The following is a 24,131-nucleotide window of genomic DNA, read 5'->3' as shown; positions in this document are numbered from 1 at the left end:
AAAACCAACAGAGGGAAAATCATGAAGAGTGCCTTGAAGACAATCGCCCTTGCCGCCGCGATCGGCCTTGCCGCCGTCTCCGGTGCCTCGGCCCAGCAGGTTCGCGTCGGTTTTGCCGCCGAGCCCTATCCGCCGTTCACCTCGCCGGACGCCTCCGGCAACTGGCAAGGCTGGGAAGTGGACTTCATGAAGGCGATCTGCGCCGAAGCGAAGCTCGACTGCGTCGTGACACCGGTCGCCTGGGACGGCATCATCCCGGCGCTCACCACCAACAAGATCGACATGATCATCGGCTCCATGTCGATCACGGCGGAACGCCAGCAGACGATCGACTTTTCCGACAAGTATTACAACTCGCCTCCGGGCATCATCGGCGCCAAGGACGTGAAGTTCGACGCGACGCCAGAAGGCCTTGCCGGCAAGACGCTCGGCGTGCAGGTGGCGACCATTCACCAGGTCTATGCCAACAAGTACTTCGCGCCCGCCGGCGTGACGGTGAAGGAATACCAGACGCAGGACGAGGCCAACAACGACCTCGCTGCCGGCCGTATCGATGCCGTGCAGGCGGATTCCATCGCGCTCACCGACTTCACCAAGACGGAGCAGGGCGCCTGCTGCGACCTCAAGGGCACTGTGAAGGACGATCCGGAAATCCTCGGTCTCGGCGTCGGCGTCGGCCTGCGCAAGGGCGAGACGGAGTTGAAGGACAAGATCAACGCCGCGATCAAGGCGATCCGCGCCAACGGCACCTATGACACCTTCTCGAAGAAGTATTTCGACTTCGACATCTACGGCGGCTGATCGCCTGCCTTGTGCCTGATGCCGGCGGCGCACGTCGCCGGCAGTTCCCCTCGAACGGACACGAGACCCTATGGCCGATGCCGGATCGCTGATCAACTGGAGCCTGCTTGCCTTCGACCCACCCGGCTGGGGCGGGGTCATGCTGGCGGGGCTCTGGCAATCGCTCCAGATTGCTGTCGGCGGTTATACGCTCGGCCTGATTCTCGGCACCGGCGGCGCCATGGGCAAGCTCTATGGCGGCCCGGTCACCAAGGACCTGCTCGAAGTCTACACGACCCTGGTGCGCGCGGTGCCGGAACTCGTGCTGATCCTCATTCTCTATTATGCCGGCACGGATGTGCTGAACCAGCTTTCCGCGCTTGTCGGCTTCGGCCCGGTCGATATCAGCGGCCTTGCGGCCGGTATCTTCGTCATCGGCGTCGTGCAGGGCGCCTATTCGACGGAGGTGCTGCGCGGCGCGATCAAGGCGGTGCCGGCGGGACAGATGGAGGCGGCGCGCGCCTATGGCATGTCGCCCACGCAGATCATGCGCCGCATCACGCTGCCGGCCATGCTGCCGCATGCCATTCCCGGCCTCTCCAATCTCTGGCTGATCGCCACCAAGGATACGGCACTGCTTGCCGTCGTCGGCTTCAGCGAATTGACGCTGGTGACGCGCCAGGCGGCGGGCAGCACCAAGGCCTATCTGCTGTTCTTCTGCGCGGCCGGCGTACTCTACCTGATGATTACCCTGGTCTCCAACGTGCTGATCGGCTTCATCGAGCGCCACTATCGGCGTGGCATGGCGAGGACCAGCTGATGAGCGATCCGACCATTTCCGCCCTCGCGCTGACCGAACTGCCGACGAAAGCGAGCATGTTCAAGCCGCATCGCATCGTGCTGATGGCGATCGCGGCCCTTCTCGTCTTCTGCATCGTCTGGTTCATGCGCTGGGACTGGGTGCCGAAATATTCCGGCCGCCTTGTCCACGGCATCGGTGTGACCTTGCTGATGCTTTTCAGCACCTCGATCCTCGGCTTCTTCCTCGCCGTGCCGATCGGGCTGGTGCAGGTGACCGGCCCCTGGCCGCTGAAGGTGCTGGCCCGCGTTTTCTGCACGATCATCCGCGGCACGCCGCTGCTGCTCCAGCTCTGGCTGCTCTATTACGGCCTCGGTTCTCTCTTTCCGCAGTTTCCGGGAATCCGCAGTTCCTTCCTCTGGCCCTATCTGCGCGAGGCCTGGCCCTATGGCGTGGCGGCGCTGACGCTGTCCTTCGCCGCCTATGAGGGCGAGGTGATGCGTGGCGCCTTTGCCGGCGTTCCGCCCGGCGAGCTGGAAGCCGCCCGCGCCTATGGCATGAGCCCTTTCACCGTCTTTCGCCGCATCTGGCTGCCGCGTGCCGTGCACCGTGCTCTGCCGACGCTGAACGGCGAAACCGTGCTGCAGTTGAAGGCGACGCCGCTGGTGGCGACGATTACCGTCATCGACCTTTATGCCGTCATCTCCAAGGTGCGGCAGGAAACCTACATCACCTATGAGCCGCTGCTGCTGCTTGCCCTCATCTATCTCTGCCTGACCGCTATCCTGGTGGTCGCCTTTCGCTATTTCGAAAGCAGAATTCCCACACGCGGTGCCTGAAAACGGACAATGACATGACAATCCATACGACTCTCAAGAACTCCATGCCTGAAATGGTGGCGATCCGCCGCGACCTGCACGAACACCCGGAACTGGGCCTGGAAGAAGTGCGCACCTCTGATGTCATCGCGCGCCATCTGGAAAGTTATGGCTACAAGGTCACCCGTGGGCTCGCCAAGACCGGCCTCGTCGCGACGCTAACGAACGGCACCAGCCGCAAGTCGATCGGCATCCGCGCCGATATCGATGCCTTGCCGATCTTCGAGGAAACCGGCCTTCCCTATGCCAGCAAGACGCCCGGCAAGATGCATGCCTGCGGCCATGACGGGCACACGACCATGCTGCTCGGTGCCGCCAAGGCGATCGCCGAAAGGCGCAATTTCGATGGCACCGTGCACCTGATTTTCCAGCCGGCGGAAGAGAATTTCGGCGGTGCAAAAATTATGGTGGAGGAGGGGCTGTTCGACAAATTTCCCTGCGATGCCGTCTTCGCCCTCCACAACGAGCCCGGCCTGCCCTTCGGCCAGTTTGCGCTCCGCGAAGGCCCGATCATGGCGGCGGTCGACGAGGCCCGCATCACCGTGAACGGTGTCGGCGGCCACGGTGCGGAGCCGCAGGAGACGCTTGATCCGATCGTCTGCGGCGCCTCGATCGTCATGGCGCTCCAGACCATCGTCTCGCGCAACATCCACCCGATCGATCCGACGGTGGTAACGGTCGGCTCGTTCCATTCGGGTTCGGCGAGCAATATCATCCCGAGCCGAGCGGAAATCGTCGTCGGTATCCGCTCCTTCGATCCGAAGGTGCGCGACGAGCTGGAGCGTCGCGTCCGCCTCATTGCGGAACGCCAGGCTGAAAGCTATGGCATGAGCGCCACGGTGAACTACCAGCGCTTCTATGACGCGACGGTCAACCACAAGGCCGAGACCGATCTGGTGCGCGAACTTGCCACGCGCTTTGCCGGCGCCGACAAGGTCGTCGACCTCGAACGCCCCTTCATGGGCAGCGAGGACTTTGCCTATATGCTGAAGGAACGACCGGGCACCTATTTCTTCCTTGGCGGCAAGAGTGGCGAAAACGACCATTCGCTCCACCACCCCGCCTACAATTTCAACGACGACCTGCTGCCCGTCGGTGCGGCCTTCTGGACGGAACTGACGGAACATTACCTGCGGGCGGCCTGACGCCCGTGCAGCCGTTTCGGCGACGCGAGTGGGACCCGGTCCACAGAGCGGTTTCACCACAATTTTGCCACGATTCATTCCGTGTTTTGGCGGCTTTCGGCTCTGATTTTTTGAGTGTCACACATTCGTGAAACTCTTGAAATCGGTGCCGAGCCGTTTAGTGCCTCAATCCTTAACGCTCCTGCCGTTCGCTGCATCCTCGGCGTGCTTGCGTGGATTCGCATATTTAAAATCCCCGCCAAATCAATACCTTGAGATGTCATTTCCCTTTTGACAGAAACCGTCCTGATGGACGGTTTCTTGGTTTTTGGCGCCCCCGGTTGTGCGCGGGAGTAACGATTTTCATTGTTCGAAAAACGTTGACGACTGTTTCCAATTTGAGACCCTTGCGGCCCACAAAATGAGGGACCATCTTTATTTGACGAAAGCGGCAATACCCGCTTCCGGAGATAAGCGAAGGGAATGGCGATGTCGTAACCGATGCCGAAAAGCCTGGCTGAAACTCCCTTCAAGCTTTGATGCAAAGCACATATGAAAAGGACCAAGACAATGACCAAGACCATTAACGCAGCTTTCGCAACCGCTCTTTTTGCCGCTTCCGTTTTCGGTGGCTCGGCCGCTCTCGCCGGCGGGGACTACTATAAGGGCGCCTATCCGGAATCGGAGCAGAACCAGAAAATGGATAGCCAGAGAATCGATCGCGTCCGCACCAACAGCATCGGCAGTGGTTATGCCGCCGACGGTGGCTACCGCCAGAGCGTGAAGGTCGGCCGGGCGAACGGTGACTATTATCAGGGCGCGAACCCCAATGCCCGCTAAGGCATAGTGCCACGTTCGACGCCTTCGCGAAGCTCCCGGTGTGCCCCCGCCGGGAGCTTCGCTCGTTTCGGCCCTGCCAAGGTCGGGGCGGAAATGCCGCACGCGGGCGATTGTCGCGCTGCGGCAACGTGGGTGTACGGACGGAATTGACCTTTGCCTGTTTTGCGCCGCATTCTTTGAGGCGACCGCAGCCTGATTGGGATTGCGGCGGCTTCAGAAAGGTCGTGGCCAATGTTCGAATCGCTGGACGCAACACTGCTTGCCCGCTTCCAGTTCGCCTTCACCGTCTCCTTCCACATCGTCTTCCCGGCCTTCTCGATCGGGCTGGCGAGCTATCTCGCGGTACTGGAAGGCCTGTGGCTCTGGACGAAGGACGAGGTCTATTTTTCGCTCTTCAATTTCTGGAAGACGATTTTTGCGCTCGCCTTCGGCATGGGTGTGGTTTCCGGCATCGTCATGTCCTACCAGTTCGGCACGAACTGGAGCGTCTTTTCCGACAAGGCCGGGCCGGTCATCGGGCCGCTGATGGGCTACGAGGTGCTGACGGCCTTCTTCCTTGAGGCGGGTTTCCTCGGCGTCATGCTGTTCGGCCTCAACCGCGTCGGTCCGAAGCTGCACTTCTTCGCGACCCTCATGGTCGCCGTCGGCACGCTGATCTCGGCCACCTGGATCCTTGCCGCCAATTCCTGGATGCAGACGCCGGCCGGTTTTGCCATCAACGATGTCGGCCAGTTCGTGCCGGTCGACTGGTGGGCGGTGATCTTCAACCCCTCCTTCCCTTACAGGCTCGTGCACATGGTGCTCGCCGCCTATCTCACGACCGCCTTCGTCGTCGGCGGTGTCGGCGCCTACCACCTGCTGCGCGGCGATGCGCCGAAGCGTGCCAGAAAGATGTTCTCCATGGCGATGTGGATGGCGGCGATCGTCGCACCCATCCAGATCTTCGCCGGCGACATGCATGGGCTGAATACGCTGGAGTATCAGCCGGTCAAGGTCATGGCGATGGAAGGGCACTACCAGAGCCATCCGGACGGCGCGCCGCTCATTTTGTTTGGCATTCCGAACTCCGCCGAGCAGCGTGTCGATTATGCCATCGAGATCCCGAAGCTTTCGAGCCTCATCCTGAAGCATGACCTCAACGCCCCGCTTGCCGGGCTGGATTCCGTACCGAAGGAATTGCATCCGCCGGTCGGCATCGTCTTCTGGTCCTTCCGCATCATGGTCGCCATCGGCTTTGCCATGCTCTCCATCGGGCTCTGGTCGCTCTGGTGTCGGTGGCGGGGCACGCTCAGTGAGAACCGCTGGCTGCACCGCGCCGCTGTCCTGATGGGACCCGCCGGTTTCGTCGCCGTACTGGCCGGCTGGGTGACGACGGAAGTGGGCCGCCAGCCCTATACGGTCTACGGTCACCTGCTGACGGCCAATTCCGTCGCCCCCATCGACGCGCCGGCCGTCGCGACCTCGCTGATCGCCTTCATTATCGTCTACTTCTTCGTCTTCGGCGCCGGCACCTTTTACATCCTGCGCCTGATGGGTCGTCTGCCGCGCGATCCGATGCCGGATCTTCAGGACGGTCCGCTCCGCACAGCCGGCATCACGCCGGCCGCCGCCCTTGCTAGCAAATCCGGGAGCCACCACCATGGCGTTTGACCTTCCCTTCATCTGGGCGGCGATCATCGCCTTTGCCGTGCTCGCCTATGTCATCCTCGATGGCTTCGATCTCGGCGTCGGCATCCTCTTTCCCTTCTTCAAGGAAAAACACGACCGCGACGTGATGATGAACTCCGTCGCGCCCGTCTGGGATGGCAACGAGACCTGGCTGGTGCTCGGCGGTGGCGGGCTGATGGCCGTCTTCCCGCTCGCCTATGCGACGATCCTTCCGGCGCTCTACATGCCGCTCATCCTGATGCTGCTCGGCCTGATCTTCCGTGGGGTCGCCTTCGAATATCGCTGGCGCACGCGGCGCGGCGAGTTCCTCTGGGACATCGCCTTTGCCGGCGGCTCGATGGTCGCGGCCTTCAGCCAGGGCGTGGCGCTCGGTGCGCTGGTGCAGGGCATCCCGGTGGAAAACCGCGCCTATGTCGGCGGGTGGTGGGACTGGCTGACACCGTTCTCCATCGCAACGGGTTTTGCCCTCCTCGTCGGCTATGCCCTGCTTGGTGCGACCTGGCTGGTGATGAAGACGAGCGGCGATCTCGCTGCCCGTGCCCGCGGTTACGCGCTCAAGGCCGGCATCGGCACGCTCGCCGCCATGGGCATATTCAGCCTGTGGACGCCCTTCATGGAGCCACTCTACTTCGACCGCTGGTTCGGCTGGCCGACCGTTGCCTTCAGCGTCTTGGTGCCGCTGCTTGTGCTCGGCTGCTTCGCCCTGCTGATCCAAGGGCTGCGCACCGAACATGATTCGCGGCCGTTCATTGCCGCGCTCGGCCTCTTTGTGCTCGGCTTTGCCGGCATCGGCATCAGCTTCTATCCCTATATCGTGCCAGCCTCGCTGACGATCTGGGAGGCGGCCGCACCCGAGGAAAGCCTTTCCTTCCTGCTGGTCGGCGCCTTGGTGCTCGTACCGATGATCCTCGGCTACACGGCCTATGCCTATTGGGTTTTCCGCGGCAAGGTCGATCCGGAGGAGGGTTATCATTGATGGTGGAGAACTCGACAGGGCGGAAATTGCTGTGGTTCGTGGGCCTGTGGGCGGGCGGCGTTCTGGTGGTCACCGTGGTCGGTTTCGCCATCAAACTGGTGATCGGAACGTGACTTCACGTAACGTGACATCATCCAGCTTCGCGCCAGCTTACATGCCTAGGTTCCGCCTCGGCCAGCATGCAGGCCCGCAAGCGAAAGACAGGACCGCACCCTCCTTTCGCTTTACCCCCGGGCCTGCATGTGGCCCCGACCGTGACCTTGTGTCTCGCGACGGAGAGATGCCTTTCCCCCCAAACATTCCTCTGCTATCCGGGTGCCCATGAAGGAGACCGGAATGGCGAAGATTGCGGCAGACTGCACGACGATGGCGGAAATCCGGGAAAACATCGACCGGGTTGACCATACGCTGATGGCGCTCTTTGCCGAACGCTGGAGCTTCATTCGCCGCGCCGCCGAGATCAAGGCCGGCCTCGGCATTCCCGCCGACGTTCCCGAGCGCGTTCGTGAAGTGCGCGACAACGCCCGCCACAACGCCGAGACCCACGCTCTCGACGGCGGTTTCTACGAAGAGATCTGGGCGCAGCTCATAGAGCACGCCATCGCTTACGAGAAGGCGCAGCTCGGCGAGGTTTGAGGGTCAACGCTGATTGCGCTTGCCGAGGTGATCTTCCCAGTCGAGCGCGGTGCGCACGATGAAGGTGAGGTCGTCGTGCTCCGGCTTCCAGTCGAGTTCCTTCATCGCGACCGAGGGATTGGCGACGATCAGAACTGCATCGCCTGGCCGGCGGCCGGCGACCCGCACCGGGAAATCCGTGCCGGATACCGCCTTCACCTGCTCCAGAACCTCCAGAACCGAGAAGCCCCTCCCGTAGCCGCAATTGGCGACGATCGAGCCACCGCCCGCGCGCATGCGCTGCAGCGCCTTGAGGTGTGCATTGGCAAGGTCGCTGACGTGAATATAGTCACGAATACAGGTGCCGTCCGGCGTCGGGTAGTCCGTGCCGTAGACATCCATACCGTCGCGTTTGCCAAGGGCTGCCTGGCTGGCGACCTTGATGAGATGGGTGGCGCCGGCGCTGGATTGGCCGGTACGGCCGCGCGGATCGGCGCCGGCAACGTTGAAATAACGCAGCGCCGTATAGGTGAAGTCATGCGCCGCGGCGGTATCGCGCAGCATGATCTCGGTCATCAGCTTGGAGGAGCCGTAGGGCGATTCCGGTCGCAGCGCGGCCGTTTCCAGCACCGGCTCGGTGCCATCAGGCGTGCCGTAGACGGCGGCGGTCGAGGAGAACACGAAATACGGCACCTTCGCCGCGACGGCGGCGGCGATCAGCGCCCGTGACTTGACCGTATTGTTCTCGTAATAGGAGAGGGGGTCGGCGACCGATTCCGGCACGATGATCGAACCGGCAAAATGAATGATCGCGTCGATGGCGTTTTCGGCGAAGATTTGTGCCAACAGCGCGGCATCGGCGATGTCGCCCTCATAGAACCGCGCTTCCGGCGCCACGGCCCAGCGGAAGCCGGTGGAAAGCCGGTCCAGCACCACCACCTCTTCGCCGGCGTCGATGAGCGCCCAGACCATGTGGCTGCCGATATAACCCGCGCCGCCCGTGACAAGAACCGCCATATAACCCTCCGAATCGCCCGAATTTCAGGCATATCACCTTGCCGACCGGCAGGACGCAACCGCAATCACGCCCCGCCGTTTTCCCGTTCCAGAAAGGCAACATCATGTCCGACCGCTTCATCGTGCTTTCCGGCTGCTCGGGCGGCGGAAAATCGACCTTGCTCGAAGAACTTCGCCGGCGTGGCCATGTTGTCGTCGAGGAACCGGGACGCCGCATCGTGCAGGAGGAACTGGCAAGCGGTGGCCAGGCCCTGCCATGGCTTGATCTCACTGCCTTTGCCCGCCGCGCCATTGCCATGGCGCTCGCCGATCGCGAAGCGGTGCGCGATCACCCGGGGCTCGTCTTTTTCGATCGTGGCCTCGTCGATGCCGCGTCGGCGCTTGAGGTGTCAGGCGGGGAGCCGGTCCTGGCCGGGCCGGCGGCCGGGCATCGCTACAACAGGCGTGTCTTCCTCACTCCGCCCTGGCCGGACATCTATGCCGGCGACGCGGAGCGCCGCCATGGCTTCGACGCCGCCCTGGAAGAATATGACCGGCTCGAAAAGCTCTATCCCGCCCTTGGATATGAGACGGTCATCTTGCCCAAGGTTTCGGTGGTCGAGCGCGCCAACTTCGTGCTCGACCAGTTGTGACCAGCCTCAGCGCGCCGCGATATAGCGCGCCAGCCTGTCGGCCGCTTCTGCGACCTGTTTGGGATCCCGCAGGAAACAGGCGCGCATGAAAAGTTCGCCGCCGGGGCCGAAGGCCGTGCCAGGCGCAAGGCCGACATTGGTGCGGTCGACGATATCGAGCGCCGTCAGGCGCGAATCCGTCACGCCGTCGATCTTGAGGAAGGCATAGAGCGCGCCGTCCGGCTTCAGCGTCTCCACCCGATTGGTGGCAATCAGCGCGTCGCAGAAGACGTCACGGTTTCTGGCCGCCTTGTCGATATTCGCCTGCACGAAGGCATCACCTTCGTCGAGCGCGGCAATCGCACCCTGCTGCAGGAATTGCGGCACGCCGGAGGTGGAATACTGCACGAGGTTTTCCAGCACCTGGCCTATTTCCGGCGGGGCGACGATCCAGCCGACGCGCCAGCCCGTCATGGACCAGTTCTTCGAAAACGAGTTGACGAAGATGACCCGGTCGCCATCCTCCATCACATCGAGGAAGGAGGGCGCGCGTCCACCGGCATAGTGATAGAGCGCATAGATCTCGTCGGCCATGATCCACAGGTCATGGCGCCGTGCGATGGCGAGAAGGTTTTCCAGGTCCTCGCGCGTCGCCGTCCAGCCGGTCGGGTTGGACGGCGTGTTGACGAAGAGCACGCGGGTCTTCGGCGTGATTGCCGCCTCGACGCGATCAAGATCGACTTGCCAGCGCCCGCCGGCAAAATCGAGTTGCACGGTAATCGGATTGGCCCCGGACAGCTCTGCTGCCGCCGCGAAATTCGGCCAGGCCGGCGTCAGATACACCATGTCGCCGCCCGGTGAGACGAGCGCCTCGATGGCAAGCTTGATCGCCTGCATGCCGGAGCCGACGACATAAAAATGCTCGGCCGGCAGTACCTTGCCGAAGCGCCGGGCGTAATAACGCGACAGCGCCGCCCGGAGCTCGGGAATGCCGCGCTGCCACGTATAAAATGTCTCGCCCCCAAGCAGCGCCTCGGACGCCGCGCGCGCAATGAACTGCGGCGTTGGCAGATCCCCTTCGCCCACCCAAAGCGGGATCAGCCCCTCACGCCCGCGCGCATAATTGACGACTTCGACGATCCCGCTCTCCGGCGCCCGGAGCGAACGGGGGCTAAGGCTTTCGACGATGCTCATGAAAACTCCGCAAACAGAAATCCGGCCGTCGCCAGGAAAGGCGAAGCAGCAAAGGTCTATCCGGTTTCGCGGGACCGTTCACGCGAGTTTCGCTGACAGATCTATCGAATTCTGTGATGGAAGGAGGATGTGTCAGAGCGGGAAACCCGAATTCATCGGGTAGTCCAGCTTGCGGCAATAAATGGAAAAAATGGTGCCCGGAGGCGGATTTGAACCACCGACACGCGGATTTTCAATCCGCTGCTCTACCAACTGAGCTATCCGGGCATCTACGTGGATTTCGCTTGGAAATCCGTGGGGCGCTTGGTTTCGCCCCGGGAGCGAGCGGGGTTATAGCATCTTGCAAAAATGTGTCCAGCCCTATGGGCGGTTTTTTGCGGGAAAAATGACGGGTCGTGCAAGCTTTGGAAAAGATTGTGTTTTTGCCGTGCGACAAAGGCGTCACATGTCGTCTTCGTCGGCCTTCGTTTCATCGTCGGCAACGGGAATGGCGTAGGAACCGGAGAGCCAGCGGTTGAGATCGACATCGCGACAGCGCGGCGAGCAGAAGGGATAGTGCTCGCGAGCCGAGGGCCGCTTGCAGATCGGACAGGGGACGGCCTTGCGCAGGGGCGCGACCGTCGCGGCCGGGTTTTTGCTTTCGTCCGCCATGTCAGGCGTCCGCCCAGCCGGCATGCACGTCAAAACCTTCGCCGGAAAGCAAGGCGAGCGTTTCGTAGAGGGGGAGGCCGACGACGTTGGTGTAGGAGCCGGCCAATTTGACGACGAAGCTGCCGGCAATGCCCTGGATGGCGTAGCCGCCTGCCTTGCCGCGCCACTGGCCGGAGGCGAGGTAGCGCTCGATGTCGGTGGTCGAGAGGCGCTTGAAGCGCACCTTGGTGTCGATGACCTTCTGGCGCACGGTGCGGTCCGGCGTGATCAGGCACACGCCGGTAAAGACGCGGTGGCTGCGGCCTGAGAGAAGATGGAGTGCGCTCGACGCCTCGTCGATCATCTCGGTCTTCGGCAGGATGCGGCGACCCACCGAGACGACGGTGTCGGCAGCAAGGATGTAGCTGCCGGCAAAGGCGGGATCGCCCTTGATCGCGGCGAGCGCCGCCTGAGCCTTGCCGGTCGAGAGACGCCGCGCCAGCGAGCGGGGATGCTCGGCGCGCTTCGGCGTCTCGTCGATATCCATGGGCATCAGGCGCGTGGGTTCAATGCCGGCCTGCGCGAGCAGTTCGACGCGGCGCGGCGAGCCGGAGGCAAGGATGAGCGTGTCGGTCTGCGCCATGGGGTCTCCGGGGGCGCCGGTCTTCGCTCTGCGGCATCAGCCGGGCGAGGGCGCGGCCCCTCTGGCTTACTTGAAACGGTAGGTGATGCGGCCCTTGGTGAGGTCGTACGGGGTCATCTCGACCAGAACCTTGTCGCCGGCGAGAACGCGGATGCGGTTCTTGCGCATGCGGCCTGCGGTATGCGCGATGATCTCGTGCTCGTTTTCGAGCTTGACGCGGAACGTTGCGTTCGGGAGCAGTTCCGTCACGGTGCCGGGGAATTCGAGGACTTCTTCTTTTGCCATCTTGTGATGATATTCCTGTAGGTGGATGAGGGCGAGCCGGATGCCCGCCTCGAAAAATTTGCCGGAAACTACACAATCCCCGGTGCTTTGTGAACACCGAAGCGCCGGGTTTCTGCATTTGCCGAAAATCGGGCCCCTGGAGGCTCAGCCCGGGTCTTTCAGGCGCTTCTCTATCAGAGTTTTCAGAAATTCGCGAACCTCGCGGTACGAGCTCAGAATCTGCTCGCGTGTGCCGGTCGCAACCGTCGGGTCGGGTGTCGGCCAATACATGACGTCGACTGCCATCGAGCGGGTGAGTTCGAGGGCTGCATGGTGGGCTTCGGGCGCCAGCGTGACGATGAGGTCGAAATAGTCGTCTTCCAGTTCATCGAGCGACCGCGGCGCATGGCGGCCAAGCGAGAGGCCGACCTCGTCGAGCACCGCATCGACGAAGGGGTCACGCTCGCCGGGACGCACGCCGGCGGAGGCGACATAGGTGCCGGGCAGCAGGCTGCGGGCGATCGTCTCGGCCATTGGGGAGCGCACGGCGTTCATACGGCACATGAAGAGAAGCGAGCGGGGTGTTCGCGACCGGGTTTCCTGAGGTGCCGGGGAAACGCCCTCCATCCGCTCACCCGCGCCAATAGAGAACGCAGACGAGCGTAAAGAGGCGGCGGGCGGTGTCGAAGTCGAATTTGATCTTGCCCGAGAGCCGGTCCACCAGCGTCTGCGAGCCCTCGTTGTGGATACCGCGCCGGCCCATGTCGATCGCCTCGATCTGGCTGGGTGTCGCCGAGCGGATCGCCTGGTAATAGCTCTCGCAGATCAGGAAATAGTCTTTCACGATGCGCCGGAACGGCGTCAGCGAAAGGATGTGGGTGGCGACATCGTCACCGGCCTCGGTGCGGACGGTGAAGACCAGCTTGGAATCGAGAAGCGAAATGTTCAGGCGGTAGGGGCCGCCGGCATGGCCGATCGGCTCGAAGGTGTTTTCCTCGATGAGGTCGAAGATGGCGACGGCACGCTCGTGCTCCACATCCGGCGTGGCGCGGCCGATCGTGTCGTCCAGCACCACGTCGCAGAGGCGGAAGCTGCCCGTCGTGCCCATGGCCTCATGTCTCCAGGTTGAGCCGGATGGCGACGGAGCGGGCATGGGCGCCGAGCCCTTCGGCTTCGGCCAGCGTGACGGCGGCAGGACCAAGCGCCCGCAACTGATCCGGGCCGAGGCGCAGGATGGACGTGCGCTTCATATAGTCGAGCACGGAAAGGCCGGAGGAAAAGCGGGCTGAGCGGGCGGTCGGCAGCACGTGGTTCGACCCACCGACATAATCGCCGATGACTTCCGGCGTGTGGCGGCCGACAAAGATGGCGCCGGCATTGCGGATTTGCGGCAGCAGCGCATCCGGATCGGCTGTGGCGATCTCCAGGTGCTCGGCGGCGATGCGGTTTGCCAGCGGTACCGATTTTTTGAGGTCCGGCACGAGAATGACGGCGCCGAAATCCCGCCAGCTGGCGGCGGCCGTCTCCGAGCGCTCCAGCGTCTTCAGCTGCCGTTCGACGGCGGCCTCGACGGCATTGGCAAGGTCTACGCTGTCGGTGACGAGGATCGACTGGGCGCCGACATCGTGCTCCGCCTGGGCGAGCAGGTCGGCGGCGAGCCAGTCTGGATCGTTGTCGGCATCGGCAATGATGAGCACTTCGGAGGGGCCGGCGATCATGTCGATGCCGACCGTGCCGAAGACATGACGCTTGGCGGCGGCGACGAAGGCATTGCCGGGGCCGGTGATCTTGGCGACGGGTGCGATCGTTTCGGTGCCGTAGGCGAGGGCCGCGACGGCCTGCGCGCCGCCGATGCGGTAGATCTCGTCGATGCCGGCAATACGGGCGGCGGCGAGCACGGCAGGATTGATCGCGCCTTCCTTCGCCGGCACGACCATGACGATACGCGGCACGCCGGCGACCCTGGCCGGCACGGCGTTCATCAGCACGGAGCTCGGATAGCTTGCCGTGCCGCCCGGTACATAGAGGCCGACGGCATCGATTGCCGTCCAGCGCGAGCCGAGGCCGACGCCGATATCGTCCTCGTAGATGTCATCCTTCGGCTTCTGGCGGGCGTGATGCTTTTCGATGCGCTGGGCGGCGAGTTCGAGTGCTGCAATGATCTTGGCATCGACCGCATCGAAGGCAGCGTCGATCTCCTCGAGCGACACGCGCATGGAGGTGACGGCAAAGTCCAGGCCGTCGAATTTTTTGGAGTAATCGGCGAGCGCCTTGTCGCCCCGCGCGCGAACATCGTCGATGATCGTGCGGACAATCGCATTGACGTCTTCGGAGACCTCGCGCTTGGTCGTCAGGAAGGCAGCGAACCGGCTTTCGAAATCGCTGCTCTGGTAGTCAAGTCTGATCGCCAAGTCGTCCGTCCTGTCGTCTCCCGGCGAAAAGCGCCGGATCCATGCCTCAAACCGCCGGATGGCGGGGTTTCAGACTGGTTTCCCACGCTCCGCCGGTATCTGCAAGCTGAACTTCGACGCATTCCACATCGAGCATGATGGAGGCGTTGCCAGACAGGACGAGTTCCAGCGTGCCGTCCGGACCATCGTCCTTCTGGGCGAAGTTCACGGCGAGCAGGGAAAGCACGGCGTCGGCATCCTTGCGGTCAATGCCGAGCGAGCGCACCGCATTGACGCGTTTGAAGGCGACGACGGCGCGGCGCCGTTCGAAGGCCTTGCGGCGGCCGGCGGCCGTTTCCCAGACGAAGCGGTTGACGACGACCGAAAAGACGTGGTGGCGGGCGTCATAGGAGAGGCCGTCGGTCTTGAAGACCGCATCCTGCAGGTGGGCGGAGACGACGGAAAGGTCTTCCGCGTCGAGAGCAAGCAATTTCAGGCTGTCCATAGGGTAGTCCTTCCCGGGGACGCCGCGGATCTGCGGCATCCCGATCTATTCCACGAGATAGGACGGAGTGCGGCGGACTGCAACTCCGCCGCGTTCGAAGATCAATCGCTGACGCGCTCGACGATGGCGCCGCAGCGCGTGAGTTTTTCTTCCAGCCGCTCGAAGCCGCGGTCGAGATGATAGACGCGCGACACCATCGTCTCGCCTTCGGCGGCAAGGCCGGCGATGACGAGGGAGACCGAGGCCCGCAGGTCGGTCGCCATGACCGGTGCGCCGCGCAGCCGCTCGACACCCTCGATCTTGGCCGTCTGGCCGGACAGCGAGATTTTCGCGCCAAGGCGGGCCAGTTCCTGCACGTGCATGAAGCGATTTTCGAAGATCGTCTCGGTAATGTGCGAAATGCCGCTCGACTTGGTCATCAGGCCCATGAACTGGGCCTGCAGGTCCGTCGGGAAGCCGGGGAAGGGGTCGGTCACCACGTCGACCGGCTTGATGCCGCCGCCATTGCGCACGACGCGCAGGCCGCTTTCGGTGGAGGTGACCTCGGCGCCGGAGCGGCGGATCGCCTCAAGCGCGGTGTCGAGCAGGGAGGCGTCTGTGCCTTCCAGCACGACGTCGCCGCCGGTCATGGCGACAGCCATGGCATAGGTACCGGTCTCGATGCGATCGGGCAGGACGCGGTGGCGCGCACCGGAGAGCTGGTCGACGCCTTCGATGGTGATCGTCGCGGTGCCGGCGCCGGTGATCTTGGCGCCCATGGCGTTCAGGCACTTGGCAAGGTCCTGCACTTCCGGTTCGCGAGCGGCGTTGCCGATCACCGTCGTGCCGCGGGCAAGCGTTGCCGCCATCATGAGGACATGCGTGGCGCCGACGGAAACCTTCGGAAAGGTATAACGCGCGCCGATCAGGCCGCCTTTCGGCGCCGTCGCCTCGATATAGCCGCCGTCGATCTCGATATTCGCGCCAAGCGCTGCAAGCGCCTCGATGAACAGGTCGACCGGACGCGTGCCGATGGCGCAGCCGCCCGGCAGCGAGACACGGGCCTTGCCTTCGCGGGCGAGCAGCGGGCCGATGACCCAGAACGAGGCGCGCATCTTCGAGACCAGCTCGTAGGGCGCGGTGGTGTCGACGATGTTGCGCGAGGTGAAATTGACCGTTCGGGAATAACCTTCGCCCTGGCGCTCGCGACGACCATTAACGGAAATGTCGGCGCCGTGGTTGCCGAGGATGCGGATGAGCTGCTCGACGTCGGCGAGATGCGGTACGTTTTCCAGCGTCAGCGTGTCGTCCGTCAGAAGCGACGCGATCATCAGCGGAAGCGCCGCATTCTTGGCGCCGGAAATCGGGATCGTGCCCCTCAGTTCGTTGCCGCCTACAATTCGGATACGATCCATGTGCGATTACGGGCCGGGCCCGCCTTTCTCAAAGAATATCGGCTTTCGGAGATGGCGGCTCTTTAGAACATCGCGAGCGAAAAATGAAGAGCATGCCCGCCGCCCGTTTTTTTCGCGCGCCCGGTTCGCAAACCACCCCCTTGGCCTTCATGGCGAAGACAGGCCTGACTAACCGTCCGATTCGTCTTTTTTTGCGGCAGGCAATCCGGTCGTTTCATCCGCCGCGCCGGAGCGCCGGGCGCGTGCCTGCTGCTTTCGGCGCTGGAGATTGTCGCGCAGCGTCTTTGCCAGCCGCTCCGCACGGATCTCCGCCTCGGTCCTGATCTTCCTGGTTTTCGTCTCTTCCTTGTCGGTCATGCATACTCTCTGAATGAATCCGACCCCGTATAAAAGTGGGTACGCATCACATTTGTTGCGCCAATCGCGAAATCGCCGCTTGCACTGCCGGGTGAGCTATGGCAATAGGCCCTCGCTTACGCGAAGCAGCCTTGTTTCGCCGGACGCTGCTATAGCTCAGGGGTAGAGCACTCCCTTGGTAAGGGAGAGGCCGAGAGTTCAAATCTCTCTAGCAGCACCATTTTTCAGTCCTATTTCCCAACATCCCTTTTATGACTGCGGCAGCGCCCGCCTTCAACCGTCCGTTGCCGCAACGGAAAGGCGCTAGTCATACGACATGAAACACGCGCTGAATCGTTCATAAGCCTTGAATTGCCCAATATTGACTCCCCCGGCAATTTCCGTCAGTGCGAAGAACAGTCATCGAAGGGATAGAAGCATGAAAATCGGAACGCGCGAAATCGGTCCGTCTTTTCCGCCGCTCGTAATTGCGGAGATTGGCATCAACCACGGCGGCAGCCTCGATATCGCCAAGTCGATGGTGCTGGCAGCGGCCCGTAGCGGCTGTGAACTGGTCAAGCACCAGACGCATATCGTCGAAGACGAAATGACCGAGGAAGCCAAGAACATCTTCCCGCCGAACGCGGACGTCTCGATCTGGGACGTGATGCAGTCCTGTGCGCTGTCCCTAGAGGACGAGGCTGAGCTGAAGATATATGCCGAGAGCCTGGGCCTGATCTACATATCGACGCCATTCTCTCGTCAGGCCGCGAATTTTCTCAACAGCATCGACGTGCCCGCCTTCAAGATCGGCAGTGGCGAGTGCGACAACATCCCTTTGCTGCGACACATCGCTTCGTTCGGCAAGCCGGTCATCATGAGCACCGGTATGCAGACGATCGAGACGATCCGCGCCTCCGTCGAGGTGCTCGACAACGCTGGTATCGATTACGCTCTTCTGGAATGCACAAATCTCTATCCATCTCCGCCGGAAATCGTGTCGTTGCGCGGCGTACGCGACCTGCAGGAAGCCTTCCCGAATGCGATCGTCGGATTTTCCGACCACAGCATCGGGCCGGAAATGGCGCTGGCCTCTGTCGCCCTTGGCGCCTGCATCCTGGAGCGTCATTTCACGGATACGCGTTATCGCGTGGGTCCCGACATCTCCTGTTCGATGGATCCGGCTGAACTGCGTTTCCTCATCGATCGCTCGCGCGAAATTCACACCGCCCTGCACAATGAGAAGCGTCGCTCCCAGCTGGAAGAGTCCGTCTACCGCTTTGCAAGAAGCTCGGTGGTGGCGGAGCGCCCGCTAAAGGCCGGCGACGTGATTACCGAATATGACGTATGGGCACGGCGTCCGGGCAACGGTGAAATTCCGGGCTACAAACTGGATGAACTGATCGGCAAGACGATCAAGGTCGACCGGAACCGGAACGAGCAGCTTCGCTGGAGCGATTTCGGTCAATGACATCCGACGCGAAAATGGCGAAGAGCTTGCTCTTCGTGACGGGGACGCGAGCCGATTTCGGCAAGCTCGAGCCGCTTGCGCTGGCGGCGCAGGCGGTGGGCCATAGTGTCTCTTTTTTCGTCACCGGCATGCATATGCTGGAAAAATACGGCGCGACCAAGAAAGAAGTAAAGCGGCTTCCGGGCATTCAGGTTCATGAGTTCATCAACCAGCGGCTCGGCGACCCGCAGGATCTGATCCTCTCCAAGACGGTGCTCGGCTTTTCCGATTGGGTTTACGAGCACAGGCCGGATCTGGTCATTGTTCACGGCGACCGGATCGAGGCGCTGGCGGTTTCCCTGGTCTGCGCGACGAACTACATCCGCTCCGCCCATATCGAAGGTGGTGAGGTTTCCGGCACGATCGACGAAATTTACCGCCACTGCAACTCCAAACTCTGCACCTACCATTTCGTCAGCTCGGAAGCGGCAAAGGGGCGCGTCATGGCGCTCGGCGAGAATCCGGACTATATCTACAATATCGGCTCGCCTGAGCTGGATTTTCATCGCCGGCCGTCCGGCGTGACGATCGAGGACGTGCATCGTCATTACGAAATTCCCTTCGCGGAATATGGAATCGTCACCTTCCATCCTGTTACATCCGAGCGCGATACGATGGGCGCGCAGGCCAAGGCCCTGTTTGATACGCTCGATGCCAGTGGCAGGAATTTCGTCGTCATTTCGCCCAATAACGATCCCGGAAGCGAAGCGATTTTCGCCGAGATTGAACGGTTGGACGACGCTCGGTTTCGGCGCCTTCCCAACATGCGCTTCGCGTATTTCTCCGAGCTCATGAAGAATGCGAAAGCGGTTGTGGGCAACAGCAGTGCCGGCGTGCGCGAGGCGCCGTTCCTCGGTGTGCCCAGCCTGGATTTGGGAACGCGCCAGAGCAACAGGTCGGTGGCCGGGTCCATCACCCACACGTCTGCATTGGATGTTGCCGGGATCGAAAAATTCCTGCGTGACGAGTGGGGTCGGCGCTATGAGCGGAACAACGCCTTCGGCAGTGGAAATGCAGCACTCCTGTTCGCTGACATCCTGGATACGCGGGATTTCTGGGCAGCCCCCATGCAGAAGAACTTCAACGACTAAGCGGTTGCCGGAGAAGCTGACGCTGCTCTTCCTTTGAAGGGCGCCCTAAATGTGGCCTAAAGCATTTTGCAAGTCGAAACAGCACTATTGCAGTGGTCCGTCAGCTTCGCAAAACGGGCAATTCCAGCCTGTTTGCGGCCGCCTGTTCTTTGCCGGCCGGCGCGTCGACATCGCCGGAAAAGGGTGCTAACAGGTGCCTCTTCTCTAGGAAACGTGTGATCTTTACAATCCATGACGATAGCTCCGGCAATTGAGAACGCTATTCTTCAAGCCATCGACTCGATCAACGCCATGCACGGCGAAGAGCTGTTGAAGCGCTCTCTTGACGAATGGTTCATCGCGGAAGAAAGCCCACTCGACTCCGTGAATGTGCTCACCCTGACCATCAATCTCGAGCAATTTGTCAAGGATGCGGGCGGTCGCATCGATCTCTTGTCGGCCCTCGCCGACGAGAAAAACAAAGAGCAGTTCCATAAATTCAGTGGTGTTGCTGCCTATATCGCAGCGCGCGTCTGACGAAGCCCCAGGTGACATCCATGGCTCGCAAATATCGCATTCTGGCGGATTTCACGGCTGACCTCCTCAAGCCGCTCCTTTTGAAACACCTTCCCGGTTCCGAAGTGGCCGTCGCTCCCTATGGACAGGTCTTCCAGGGCCTGAAAGAGCATCCGGCGGCAACAGAAACGCTGGTGGTTTTCAGCCGCATCGAAAATACGCTGCCGTCGTTCCAGGCACTTTCGCAGTTCGATCCCGTCGATAAGGCGGCGCTTGATCGGGATGTCGATTACTTCGCATCCGAACTGCGCGAGGCCGCCCGCCACCAGGAAACGGTCCTGGTCTTTTCCTGGAGCATTCCGCTCGGCATGCGCGGGCACGGCATGGCCGACTATCGTCCGGGCCAGGGCCTGCGCTACGCGGTCAACCGCGCCAACAATCGCCTTGCCGATCAGCTGGCGGACGTAAACAACGTCTTCCTGCTCGATACCGAGCGCGTACTGATCAATTTCGATGCGCCGAAGACGAATGCGCGCTTCTGGTATGCCGGGAAGGTGCCCTTCACCCTGCCGTTCTTTGAAGTCTGTGCCCGCGAGATCGCCGCCGCCATCCATGGCCTCAGCGGAACCTCGCGGCGCCTGATCGTGGTCGACCTCGACAATACGCTATGGGGCGGCATTCTCGGCGATGTCGGTTGGGAAGGCCTCAAGCTCGGTGGCCACGACCATATCGGTGAGGCCCATGTCGATTTTCAGCGCGCCCTCAAGGCCCTGACCCGCAGGGGCATCATTCTCGCCCTCGCCAGCAAGAACTACGAGAGCAACGCACTCGAAGCCATCGAGAAGCATCCCGAAATGGTTCTGCGCAAGGACGATTTCGCCTGCTGGCGCATCAACTGGCAGGACAAGGCGCAGAACATCGTCGAGATCGCCAAGGCGGTCAATCTCGGCCTCGCTTCGGTGGTCTTCCTTGACGACAACTCGGCTGAGCGTGCGCGTGTGCGCGAAGCGCTGCCGGACGTCTTTGTGCCCGAATGGCCCGAGGATCCGACCGACTATACCAGGGCGCTGTATACCCTGACCTGCTTCGATCTTCCTGCGCTGAGCGAGGAAGACAAGAAGCGCGCGGCCATGTTTGTTGAAGAGCGCGCCCGGCAGGAACTCCAGCAGAATGCCGGATCGGAAGAGGACTGGCTCCGCTCCATCGACATGAGGGTGCAGATCGCGCCATTGAACAGCGCCAACCAGGCGCGTATCGTCCAGCTTTTCAACAAGACGAACCAGTTCAATCTGGCAACGCGCCGTGCCAATGAAAACGAGCTTGCAACCTGGGTGGCCGACGGAGACCGTTATCTTTGGGGCTTCCGCGTCAGCGACCGCTTCGGCGATACGGGCCTGACCGGCATCGTCACGCTGGATGTGCGCGGCGAAGAGGCGGAAGTGGTGGATTTCATCATGAGCTGCCGCGTCATGGGGCGGAAGATCGAGGAGGCCATGCTGGGCGTTGCCTTGGCCAAGGCGGCCGAGCGGGGCGCCAAGCTCGGCTTCGCCCGCTTCCAGCCCACCAAACGCAACCAGCCCATGCTGGAATTCCTCAAGCGAAGCGGTCTTTCCGAAGAAGAGGAAAATCTCTACCGCTGGAATCTGGAGAGCGCCTACCCGCAGCCGGATTTCCTCACCATTTCCATGGATGCGTAGGAGCGGATCGTTTTGAACATCGCGCGCGCCAAAGCGGAAGACGCCGCTGCACTGATGGCGTTCATCGATACGCATTGGCGCAAGGGCCACGTTCTCGCGACGCATAAGCCGCTTCTCGACTGGCAGCACTACTGCCCGGAAACCGACGACTACAATTTCCTTCTGGCCCGCAACAGTTCGGGCCGGATCGAAGGTGTGCTCGGTTTCATTCCGACGACCCGCTATGACGGCGCGCTTGCGTCGAACGCTGTGGCCTGGCTTTCCCTCTGGAAGGTGGTCGACGATGCGCAAAGCCCGATCGTCGGCCTTCTTCTGCTGCGGGCGCTCGAAGCACAGGGGAACTGGCAGGCCGTTGGCACGCTCGGTGTGACCGAGGTCGCCGAGAAGATCTATCGCATGCTCGGCTGGCGGACAGGCACGCTCAGCCATTATTATCTGTGCAATCCGGAGCTTTCCCATTTCGCCATCGCCGTCGAGCCGCAGGTCGCAGCGCGCCTGCCCGTGCAACGGCTGCTGACGGAGAAGAATCCAGCGGACGACTGGATGCCACCGCGTCCTCTTGCCGTGAAGTCGGGCACCTATCTGCGCCGCCGCTTCAGCGAGCACCCATTCTACAAATACCGCCTGTTCATGGCCGGCGGCGATCTCTGCGTCGTGCTGCGGATGGTGGAAGCCAACGGCGCGCGGGTGATGCGCATTGTCGATCTAGTGGGGGATGTTTCGCTTCTGCCAGAGATTACCGGTGCCTTGCAGGATCTGGTCGTTCGGGAGGGGTGCGAATATGTCGACCTCACTGTCACCGGCGAGGACCAGGCCACCCTGCTTGCCGCGGGATGGCAGAAGAGGGATGGGGCAACGATCATACCCGGCTACTTCGAGCCGTTCGAAGCCCGCAACGTAGATGTCGGCTACGCTCTCAAGAGCGACGCGCCGTTCCTCCTCCTTCGCGGAGATGCCGACCAGGAACGCCCGAACAGGATACCCGTATGCTAGGCATCATGTATCACTACGTTCGCAAGAGCGAACCCGACCTTCCGTCCTTCCGCTATCTTCATGCGGACGATTTCGCGCGGCAGCTCGACTTTTTCCAGGAGCGCTACGGCTTCGTCGATCGCGAAGCCTTCCACCGCGCGGTTCAGACCGGCGAGCCCGCCAAGGGCGTGGTCCTCACCTTCGATGACGGACTGGTGGATCACTACCGCTACGTCTATCCCCTCCTGAAGGAACGTGGCCTCTGGGGATTGTTCTATGTGCCGTCCGGCCCCTATCGCCGCGGCGCGCTGCTTGACGTGCACCGGGTGCACATGCTGCTCGGCCATCTCGGCGGGGATGCCCTTCTCGAAAAACTGCACGAGCGGATCGAACCCGGCATGCTGATCGAGGGAAGTGAAAAATTCGGCTCGACCACCTATTTGAGCCAGCAGAATGACCAGGCGGCGACCCACGCCAAGCAGCTCATCAATTATTACGTGAGGCCGGCCTTCAAGGAGGCCCTTCTGGCGGATCTTATGGAGAGCGTCTTCGGCAGCGAGCCCGGTCTTGCTACCCGCTTCTACCTCACGCGCGAGCAGATTCGCGAGATGGCGGATGGCGGGATGGGCATCGGAAGCCATGGGCAGAGCCACACCCTGCTCAGCCATCTCGACGCCACCGCCCAGCGGGAGGAAATCACTGAATCTTTTGACTTTCTTCACTCGCTCTGCGGCGAGGCAAAAGAGAACAGCTTCTGCTACCCCTATGGTGGAGACCAAGCCTTCAACCGCGATACCGTCGATATTCTGAAGGGTCTTGGGGTCTCATATGCGTTCAGCGTCGAGCCCCGATCCATTGACGCGGCCGATCTCAACGAGAAGTATCGTCTGCCGCGATACGATTGCAACATGTTCGAACACGGCACAGCCAGCCTGGGGTGAGCCCGGTCTTCTGATATCTGGTACGGCCGGGCGGCGTTCCGGCCATTTGGGAACGATCGATGAATTATGCGGCACTCATTCCGGCGCGTGGCGGCAGCAAAGGCTTGCCGCGCAAGAACGTCATCGATCTGGCCGGCAAACCGCTGATTGCCTATAGCATTGAGGCAGCGCTCGGTTGTGCGGCGGTGGGCAGCGTCTACGTGACCACCGATGACACCGAAATCGCGTCTGTCTCTGTCCGCCATGGCGCGCAGCATATCGCCCGCCCAGCGGCGCTGGCGACCGACGATGCCCCGACCTTTGTGGCGGTAGAACATGCGATTGCAGTTCTGGCCGAACGGGGAGAAATGCCGGAGCATATCGTGTTGCTGCAGCCAACATCGCCCTTGCGCGACGCTCGTCATCTGGCAGAAGCCATTGCCGCCTATGAGGCGGTCGACGTGCCGGCGCTGATCAGCGTGTGCGAAGAAGAACACCACCCCTATAAGAGCTTCCGTGTAGACGACAGCGGCCGGCTCGAACCGCTCTTCGATGCCCCCTCTCTATCAAAACCGCGCCAGGAGCTGCCGAAAATCTATCGCCAGAATGGTGCGATCTACATCATCCGCACTGAGACGCTTTTGCGCGCGAAGAGTTTCTATGTCGCTGGGTGTGTTCCATATGTGATGAGTGCCGCCGCCTCCGTGGACGTCGATACCATCGAGGATCTGCACCGTTGCGAGGAAATGCTCGAGGCGTCCAGGAAAGCCACCGGGTAACGC

Annotated in this window: 27 protein-coding genes and 2 tRNA genes; 17 read left to right on the top strand and 12 right to left on the bottom strand. The window is 62.0% G+C overall.

Annotated features, from left to right (window positions below; translation table 11 throughout):
- Positions 1-21 precede the first annotated feature (21 nt).
- The 8 genes from BSY16_RS13180 to BSY16_RS13145 all read left to right on the top strand — a co-directional run bounded on the left by BSY16_RS13180 (position 22) and on the right by BSY16_RS13145 (position 7,701).
- Complete coding sequence (locus BSY16_RS13180; protein WP_069060081.1) at positions 22-801, top strand: transporter substrate-binding domain-containing protein; 780 nt, start codon at positions 22-24, stop codon at positions 799-801.
- A gap of 70 nt (positions 802-871) precedes the next feature.
- Positions 872-1,600, top strand: a complete 729-nt coding sequence (locus tag BSY16_RS13175; protein ID WP_069060080.1) for an ABC transporter permease — start codon at positions 872-874, stop codon at positions 1,598-1,600.
- Entirely contained in the window at positions 1,600-2,418 is an 819-nt protein-coding gene (locus tag BSY16_RS13170) for an ABC transporter permease (RefSeq protein ID WP_069060079.1), read from the top strand. Before BSY16_RS13175 ends, BSY16_RS13170 begins: the two co-directional genes overlap by 1 nt.
- Positions 2,419-2,432: 14 nt before the next feature.
- Positions 2,433-3,602 (top strand): M20 aminoacylase family protein, encoded by a 1,170-nt coding sequence (locus BSY16_RS13165; RefSeq protein ID WP_069060078.1) that lies wholly within the window; start codon positions 2,433-2,435, stop codon positions 3,600-3,602.
- 549 nt (positions 3,603-4,151) lie between these two features.
- Positions 4,152-4,421, top strand: coding sequence for a hypothetical protein (locus tag BSY16_RS13160; protein ID WP_069060077.1), 270 nt, complete (start codon positions 4,152-4,154; stop codon positions 4,419-4,421).
- Positions 4,422-4,652: 231 nt separating this feature from the next.
- Positions 4,653-6,071 carry a cytochrome ubiquinol oxidase subunit I gene (locus BSY16_RS13155; protein WP_069060076.1) on the top strand — a complete coding sequence of 473 codons (1,419 nt, stop codon included), beginning with the start codon at positions 4,653-4,655 and terminating at the stop codon, positions 6,069-6,071.
- Entirely contained in the window at positions 6,061-7,065 is a 1,005-nt protein-coding gene (gene cydB / locus BSY16_RS13150; protein WP_069060075.1) for a cytochrome d ubiquinol oxidase subunit II, read from the top strand. Before BSY16_RS13155 ends, cydB begins: the two co-directional genes overlap by 11 nt.
- 336 nt (positions 7,066-7,401) lie before the next feature.
- Entirely contained in the window at positions 7,402-7,701 is a 300-nt protein-coding gene (locus tag BSY16_RS13145) for a chorismate mutase family protein (protein WP_069060074.1), read from the top strand.
- Between the two features lie 3 nt (positions 7,702-7,704).
- Here the strand turns inward: BSY16_RS13145 and galE are convergent, their stop codons facing one another.
- Positions 7,705-8,697, bottom strand: coding sequence for a UDP-glucose 4-epimerase GalE (galE, locus tag BSY16_RS13140; protein ID WP_069060073.1), 993 nt, complete (start codon positions 8,695-8,697; stop codon positions 7,705-7,707).
- A gap of 104 nt (positions 8,698-8,801) precedes the next feature.
- On the opposite strand from galE, the gene BSY16_RS13135 reads away from it, so the two are divergent.
- Positions 8,802-9,329, top strand: coding sequence for an AAA family ATPase (locus BSY16_RS13135; RefSeq protein WP_069060072.1), 528 nt, complete (start codon positions 8,802-8,804; stop codon positions 9,327-9,329).
- Between the two features lie 6 nt (positions 9,330-9,335).
- Here BSY16_RS13135 and BSY16_RS13130 read toward each other — a convergent pair whose 3' ends face one another.
- The 11 genes from BSY16_RS13130 to BSY16_RS13080 form a co-directional block, all read right to left on the bottom strand.
- Positions 9,336-10,502: a pyridoxal phosphate-dependent aminotransferase gene (locus BSY16_RS13130; RefSeq protein WP_069060071.1), complete on the bottom strand. Its 1,167-nt coding sequence runs from the start codon at positions 10,500-10,502 to the stop codon at positions 9,336-9,338.
- A 191-nt stretch (positions 10,503-10,693) separates the two neighbouring features.
- Positions 10,694-10,769 (bottom strand) — tRNA-Phe (locus BSY16_RS13125).
- A 174-nt stretch (positions 10,770-10,943) separates the two neighbouring features.
- The gene (gene yacG, locus BSY16_RS13120; RefSeq protein WP_069060070.1) at positions 10,944-11,153 is read right to left on the bottom strand and encodes a DNA gyrase inhibitor YacG; all 210 of its coding nucleotides are present in this window, start codon (positions 11,151-11,153) and stop codon (positions 10,944-10,946) included.
- 1 nt (position 11,154) lies between these two features.
- Entirely contained in the window at positions 11,155-11,775 is a 621-nt protein-coding gene (locus BSY16_RS13115; protein ID WP_069060069.1) for a Maf-like protein, read from the bottom strand.
- A gap of 66 nt (positions 11,776-11,841) precedes the next feature.
- Positions 11,842-12,060: a translation initiation factor IF-1 gene (infA, locus tag BSY16_RS13110; RefSeq protein WP_069060068.1), complete on the bottom strand. Its 219-nt coding sequence runs from the start codon at positions 12,058-12,060 to the stop codon at positions 11,842-11,844.
- A gap of 144 nt (positions 12,061-12,204) precedes the next feature.
- Complete coding sequence (locus BSY16_RS13105) at positions 12,205-12,666, bottom strand: arsenate-mycothiol transferase ArsC (RefSeq protein WP_069060067.1); 462 nt, start codon at positions 12,664-12,666, stop codon at positions 12,205-12,207.
- A gap of 4 nt (positions 12,667-12,670) precedes the next feature.
- Positions 12,671-13,147: a UPF0262 family protein gene (locus BSY16_RS13100; RefSeq protein WP_069060066.1), complete on the bottom strand. Its 477-nt coding sequence runs from the start codon at positions 13,145-13,147 to the stop codon at positions 12,671-12,673.
- A gap of 4 nt (positions 13,148-13,151) precedes the next feature.
- Complete coding sequence (gene hisD, locus BSY16_RS13095) at positions 13,152-14,450, bottom strand: histidinol dehydrogenase (protein WP_069060065.1); 1,299 nt, start codon at positions 14,448-14,450, stop codon at positions 13,152-13,154.
- Between the two features lie 46 nt (positions 14,451-14,496).
- Positions 14,497-14,934, bottom strand: a complete 438-nt coding sequence (locus BSY16_RS13090) for a DUF2948 family protein (protein ID WP_069060064.1) — start codon at positions 14,932-14,934, stop codon at positions 14,497-14,499.
- Between the two features lie 101 nt (positions 14,935-15,035).
- The gene (gene murA, locus BSY16_RS13085) at positions 15,036-16,328 is read right to left on the bottom strand and encodes a UDP-N-acetylglucosamine 1-carboxyvinyltransferase (protein ID WP_069060063.1); all 1,293 of its coding nucleotides are present in this window, start codon (positions 16,326-16,328) and stop codon (positions 15,036-15,038) included.
- Positions 16,329-16,496: 168 nt separating this feature from the next.
- The gene (locus tag BSY16_RS13080) at positions 16,497-16,685 is read right to left on the bottom strand and encodes a hypothetical protein (protein WP_069060062.1); all 189 of its coding nucleotides are present in this window, start codon (positions 16,683-16,685) and stop codon (positions 16,497-16,499) included.
- A gap of 145 nt (positions 16,686-16,830) precedes the next feature.
- On the opposite strand from BSY16_RS13080, the gene BSY16_RS13075 reads away from it, so the two are divergent.
- The 8 genes from BSY16_RS13075 to BSY16_RS13040 all read left to right on the top strand — a co-directional run bounded on the left by BSY16_RS13075 (position 16,831) and on the right by BSY16_RS13040 (position 24,128).
- Positions 16,831-16,905 (top strand) — tRNA-Thr (locus BSY16_RS13075).
- Positions 16,906-17,103: 198 nt separating this feature from the next.
- Positions 17,104-18,135 carry an N-acetylneuraminate synthase family protein gene (locus tag BSY16_RS13070; protein WP_069060061.1) on the top strand — a complete coding sequence of 344 codons (1,032 nt, stop codon included), beginning with the start codon at positions 17,104-17,106 and terminating at the stop codon, positions 18,133-18,135.
- 14 nt (positions 18,136-18,149) lie between these two features.
- On the top strand, positions 18,150-19,265 hold the full coding sequence (neuC, locus tag BSY16_RS13065) for a UDP-N-acetylglucosamine 2-epimerase (RefSeq protein ID WP_069061531.1): 1,116 nt from the start codon (positions 18,150-18,152) through the stop codon (positions 19,263-19,265).
- 231 nt (positions 19,266-19,496) lie between these two features.
- A complete protein-coding gene (locus tag BSY16_RS13060; protein WP_069060060.1) occupies positions 19,497-19,781 on the top strand; it encodes a hypothetical protein in 285 nt (94 codons plus the stop codon).
- A 20-nt stretch (positions 19,782-19,801) separates the two neighbouring features.
- Complete coding sequence (locus BSY16_RS13055; protein WP_069060059.1) at positions 19,802-21,457, top strand: HAD-IIIC family phosphatase; 1,656 nt, start codon at positions 19,802-19,804, stop codon at positions 21,455-21,457.
- A 12-nt stretch (positions 21,458-21,469) separates the two neighbouring features.
- Positions 21,470-22,450, top strand: coding sequence for a hypothetical protein (locus BSY16_RS32435; protein WP_069060058.1), 981 nt, complete (start codon positions 21,470-21,472; stop codon positions 22,448-22,450).
- Positions 22,444-23,370 (top strand): polysaccharide deacetylase family protein, encoded by a 927-nt coding sequence (locus BSY16_RS13045; RefSeq protein ID WP_171902415.1) that lies wholly within the window; start codon positions 22,444-22,446, stop codon positions 23,368-23,370. The genes BSY16_RS32435 and BSY16_RS13045 overlap by 7 nt, the downstream gene beginning before the upstream one ends.
- 59 nt (positions 23,371-23,429) lie before the next feature.
- Entirely contained in the window at positions 23,430-24,128 is a 699-nt protein-coding gene (locus BSY16_RS13040) for an acylneuraminate cytidylyltransferase family protein (protein ID WP_069060057.1), read from the top strand.
- Positions 24,129-24,131: the final 3 nt, after the last annotated feature.

Origin of the sequence: Sinorhizobium sp. RAC02 (assembly GCF_001713395.1) — a bacterium.
In the GTDB taxonomy this organism is placed as follows: Bacteria; Pseudomonadota; Alphaproteobacteria; order Rhizobiales; family Rhizobiaceae; genus Shinella.
This window is presented reverse-complemented; position numbering and strand designations above follow the sequence as displayed.

Coding starts and splice junctions, on each gene's coding strand:
- BSY16_RS13160 (WP_069060077.1), top strand. CDS start 4,152: ATGACCAAGACCATTAACGCAGCTTTCGCAACCGCTCTTTTTGCCGCT.
- BSY16_RS13180 (WP_069060081.1), top strand. CDS start 22: ATGAAGAGTGCCTTGAAGACAATCGCCCTTGCCGCCGCGATCGGCCTT.
- BSY16_RS13055 (WP_069060059.1), top strand. CDS start 19,802: ATGGCTCGCAAATATCGCATTCTGGCGGATTTCACGGCTGACCTCCTC.
- galE (WP_069060073.1), bottom strand. CDS start 8,697: ATGGCGGTTCTTGTCACGGGCGGCGCGGGTTATATCGGCAGCCACATG.
- BSY16_RS13165 (WP_069060078.1), top strand. CDS start 2,433: ATGACAATCCATACGACTCTCAAGAACTCCATGCCTGAAATGGTGGCG.
- BSY16_RS13040 (WP_069060057.1), top strand. CDS start 23,430: ATGAATTATGCGGCACTCATTCCGGCGCGTGGCGGCAGCAAAGGCTTG.
- BSY16_RS13100 (WP_069060066.1), bottom strand. CDS start 13,147: ATGGGCACGACGGGCAGCTTCCGCCTCTGCGACGTGGTGCTGGACGAC.
- BSY16_RS13080 (WP_069060062.1), bottom strand. CDS start 16,685: ATGACCGACAAGGAAGAGACGAAAACCAGGAAGATCAGGACCGAGGCG.
- BSY16_RS13105 (WP_069060067.1), bottom strand. CDS start 12,666: ATGGAGGGCGTTTCCCCGGCACCTCAGGAAACCCGGTCGCGAACACCC.
- murA (WP_069060063.1), bottom strand. CDS start 16,328: ATGGATCGTATCCGAATTGTAGGCGGCAACGAACTGAGGGGCACGATC.
- BSY16_RS13175 (WP_069060080.1), top strand. CDS start 872: ATGGCCGATGCCGGATCGCTGATCAACTGGAGCCTGCTTGCCTTCGAC.
- BSY16_RS13090 (WP_069060064.1), bottom strand. CDS start 14,934: ATGGACAGCCTGAAATTGCTTGCTCTCGACGCGGAAGACCTTTCCGTC.
- cydB (WP_069060075.1), top strand. CDS start 6,061: ATGGCGTTTGACCTTCCCTTCATCTGGGCGGCGATCATCGCCTTTGCC.
- BSY16_RS13045 (WP_171902415.1), top strand. CDS start 22,444: ATGCTAGGCATCATGTATCACTACGTTCGCAAGAGCGAACCCGACCTT.
- BSY16_RS13155 (WP_069060076.1), top strand. CDS start 4,653: ATGTTCGAATCGCTGGACGCAACACTGCTTGCCCGCTTCCAGTTCGCC.
- neuC (WP_069061531.1), top strand. CDS start 18,150: ATGGCGAAGAGCTTGCTCTTCGTGACGGGGACGCGAGCCGATTTCGGC.
- infA (WP_069060068.1), bottom strand. CDS start 12,060: ATGGCAAAAGAAGAAGTCCTCGAATTCCCCGGCACCGTGACGGAACTG.
- BSY16_RS13145 (WP_069060074.1), top strand. CDS start 7,402: ATGGCGAAGATTGCGGCAGACTGCACGACGATGGCGGAAATCCGGGAA.
- BSY16_RS13130 (WP_069060071.1), bottom strand. CDS start 10,502: ATGAGCATCGTCGAAAGCCTTAGCCCCCGTTCGCTCCGGGCGCCGGAG.
- BSY16_RS13070 (WP_069060061.1), top strand. CDS start 17,104: ATGAAAATCGGAACGCGCGAAATCGGTCCGTCTTTTCCGCCGCTCGTA.
- BSY16_RS13115 (WP_069060069.1), bottom strand. CDS start 11,775: ATGGCGCAGACCGACACGCTCATCCTTGCCTCCGGCTCGCCGCGCCGC.
- BSY16_RS13170 (WP_069060079.1), top strand. CDS start 1,600: ATGAGCGATCCGACCATTTCCGCCCTCGCGCTGACCGAACTGCCGACG.
- BSY16_RS13135 (WP_069060072.1), top strand. CDS start 8,802: ATGTCCGACCGCTTCATCGTGCTTTCCGGCTGCTCGGGCGGCGGAAAA.
- yacG (WP_069060070.1), bottom strand. CDS start 11,153: ATGGCGGACGAAAGCAAAAACCCGGCCGCGACGGTCGCGCCCCTGCGC.
- BSY16_RS13060 (WP_069060060.1), top strand. CDS start 19,497: ATGACGATAGCTCCGGCAATTGAGAACGCTATTCTTCAAGCCATCGAC.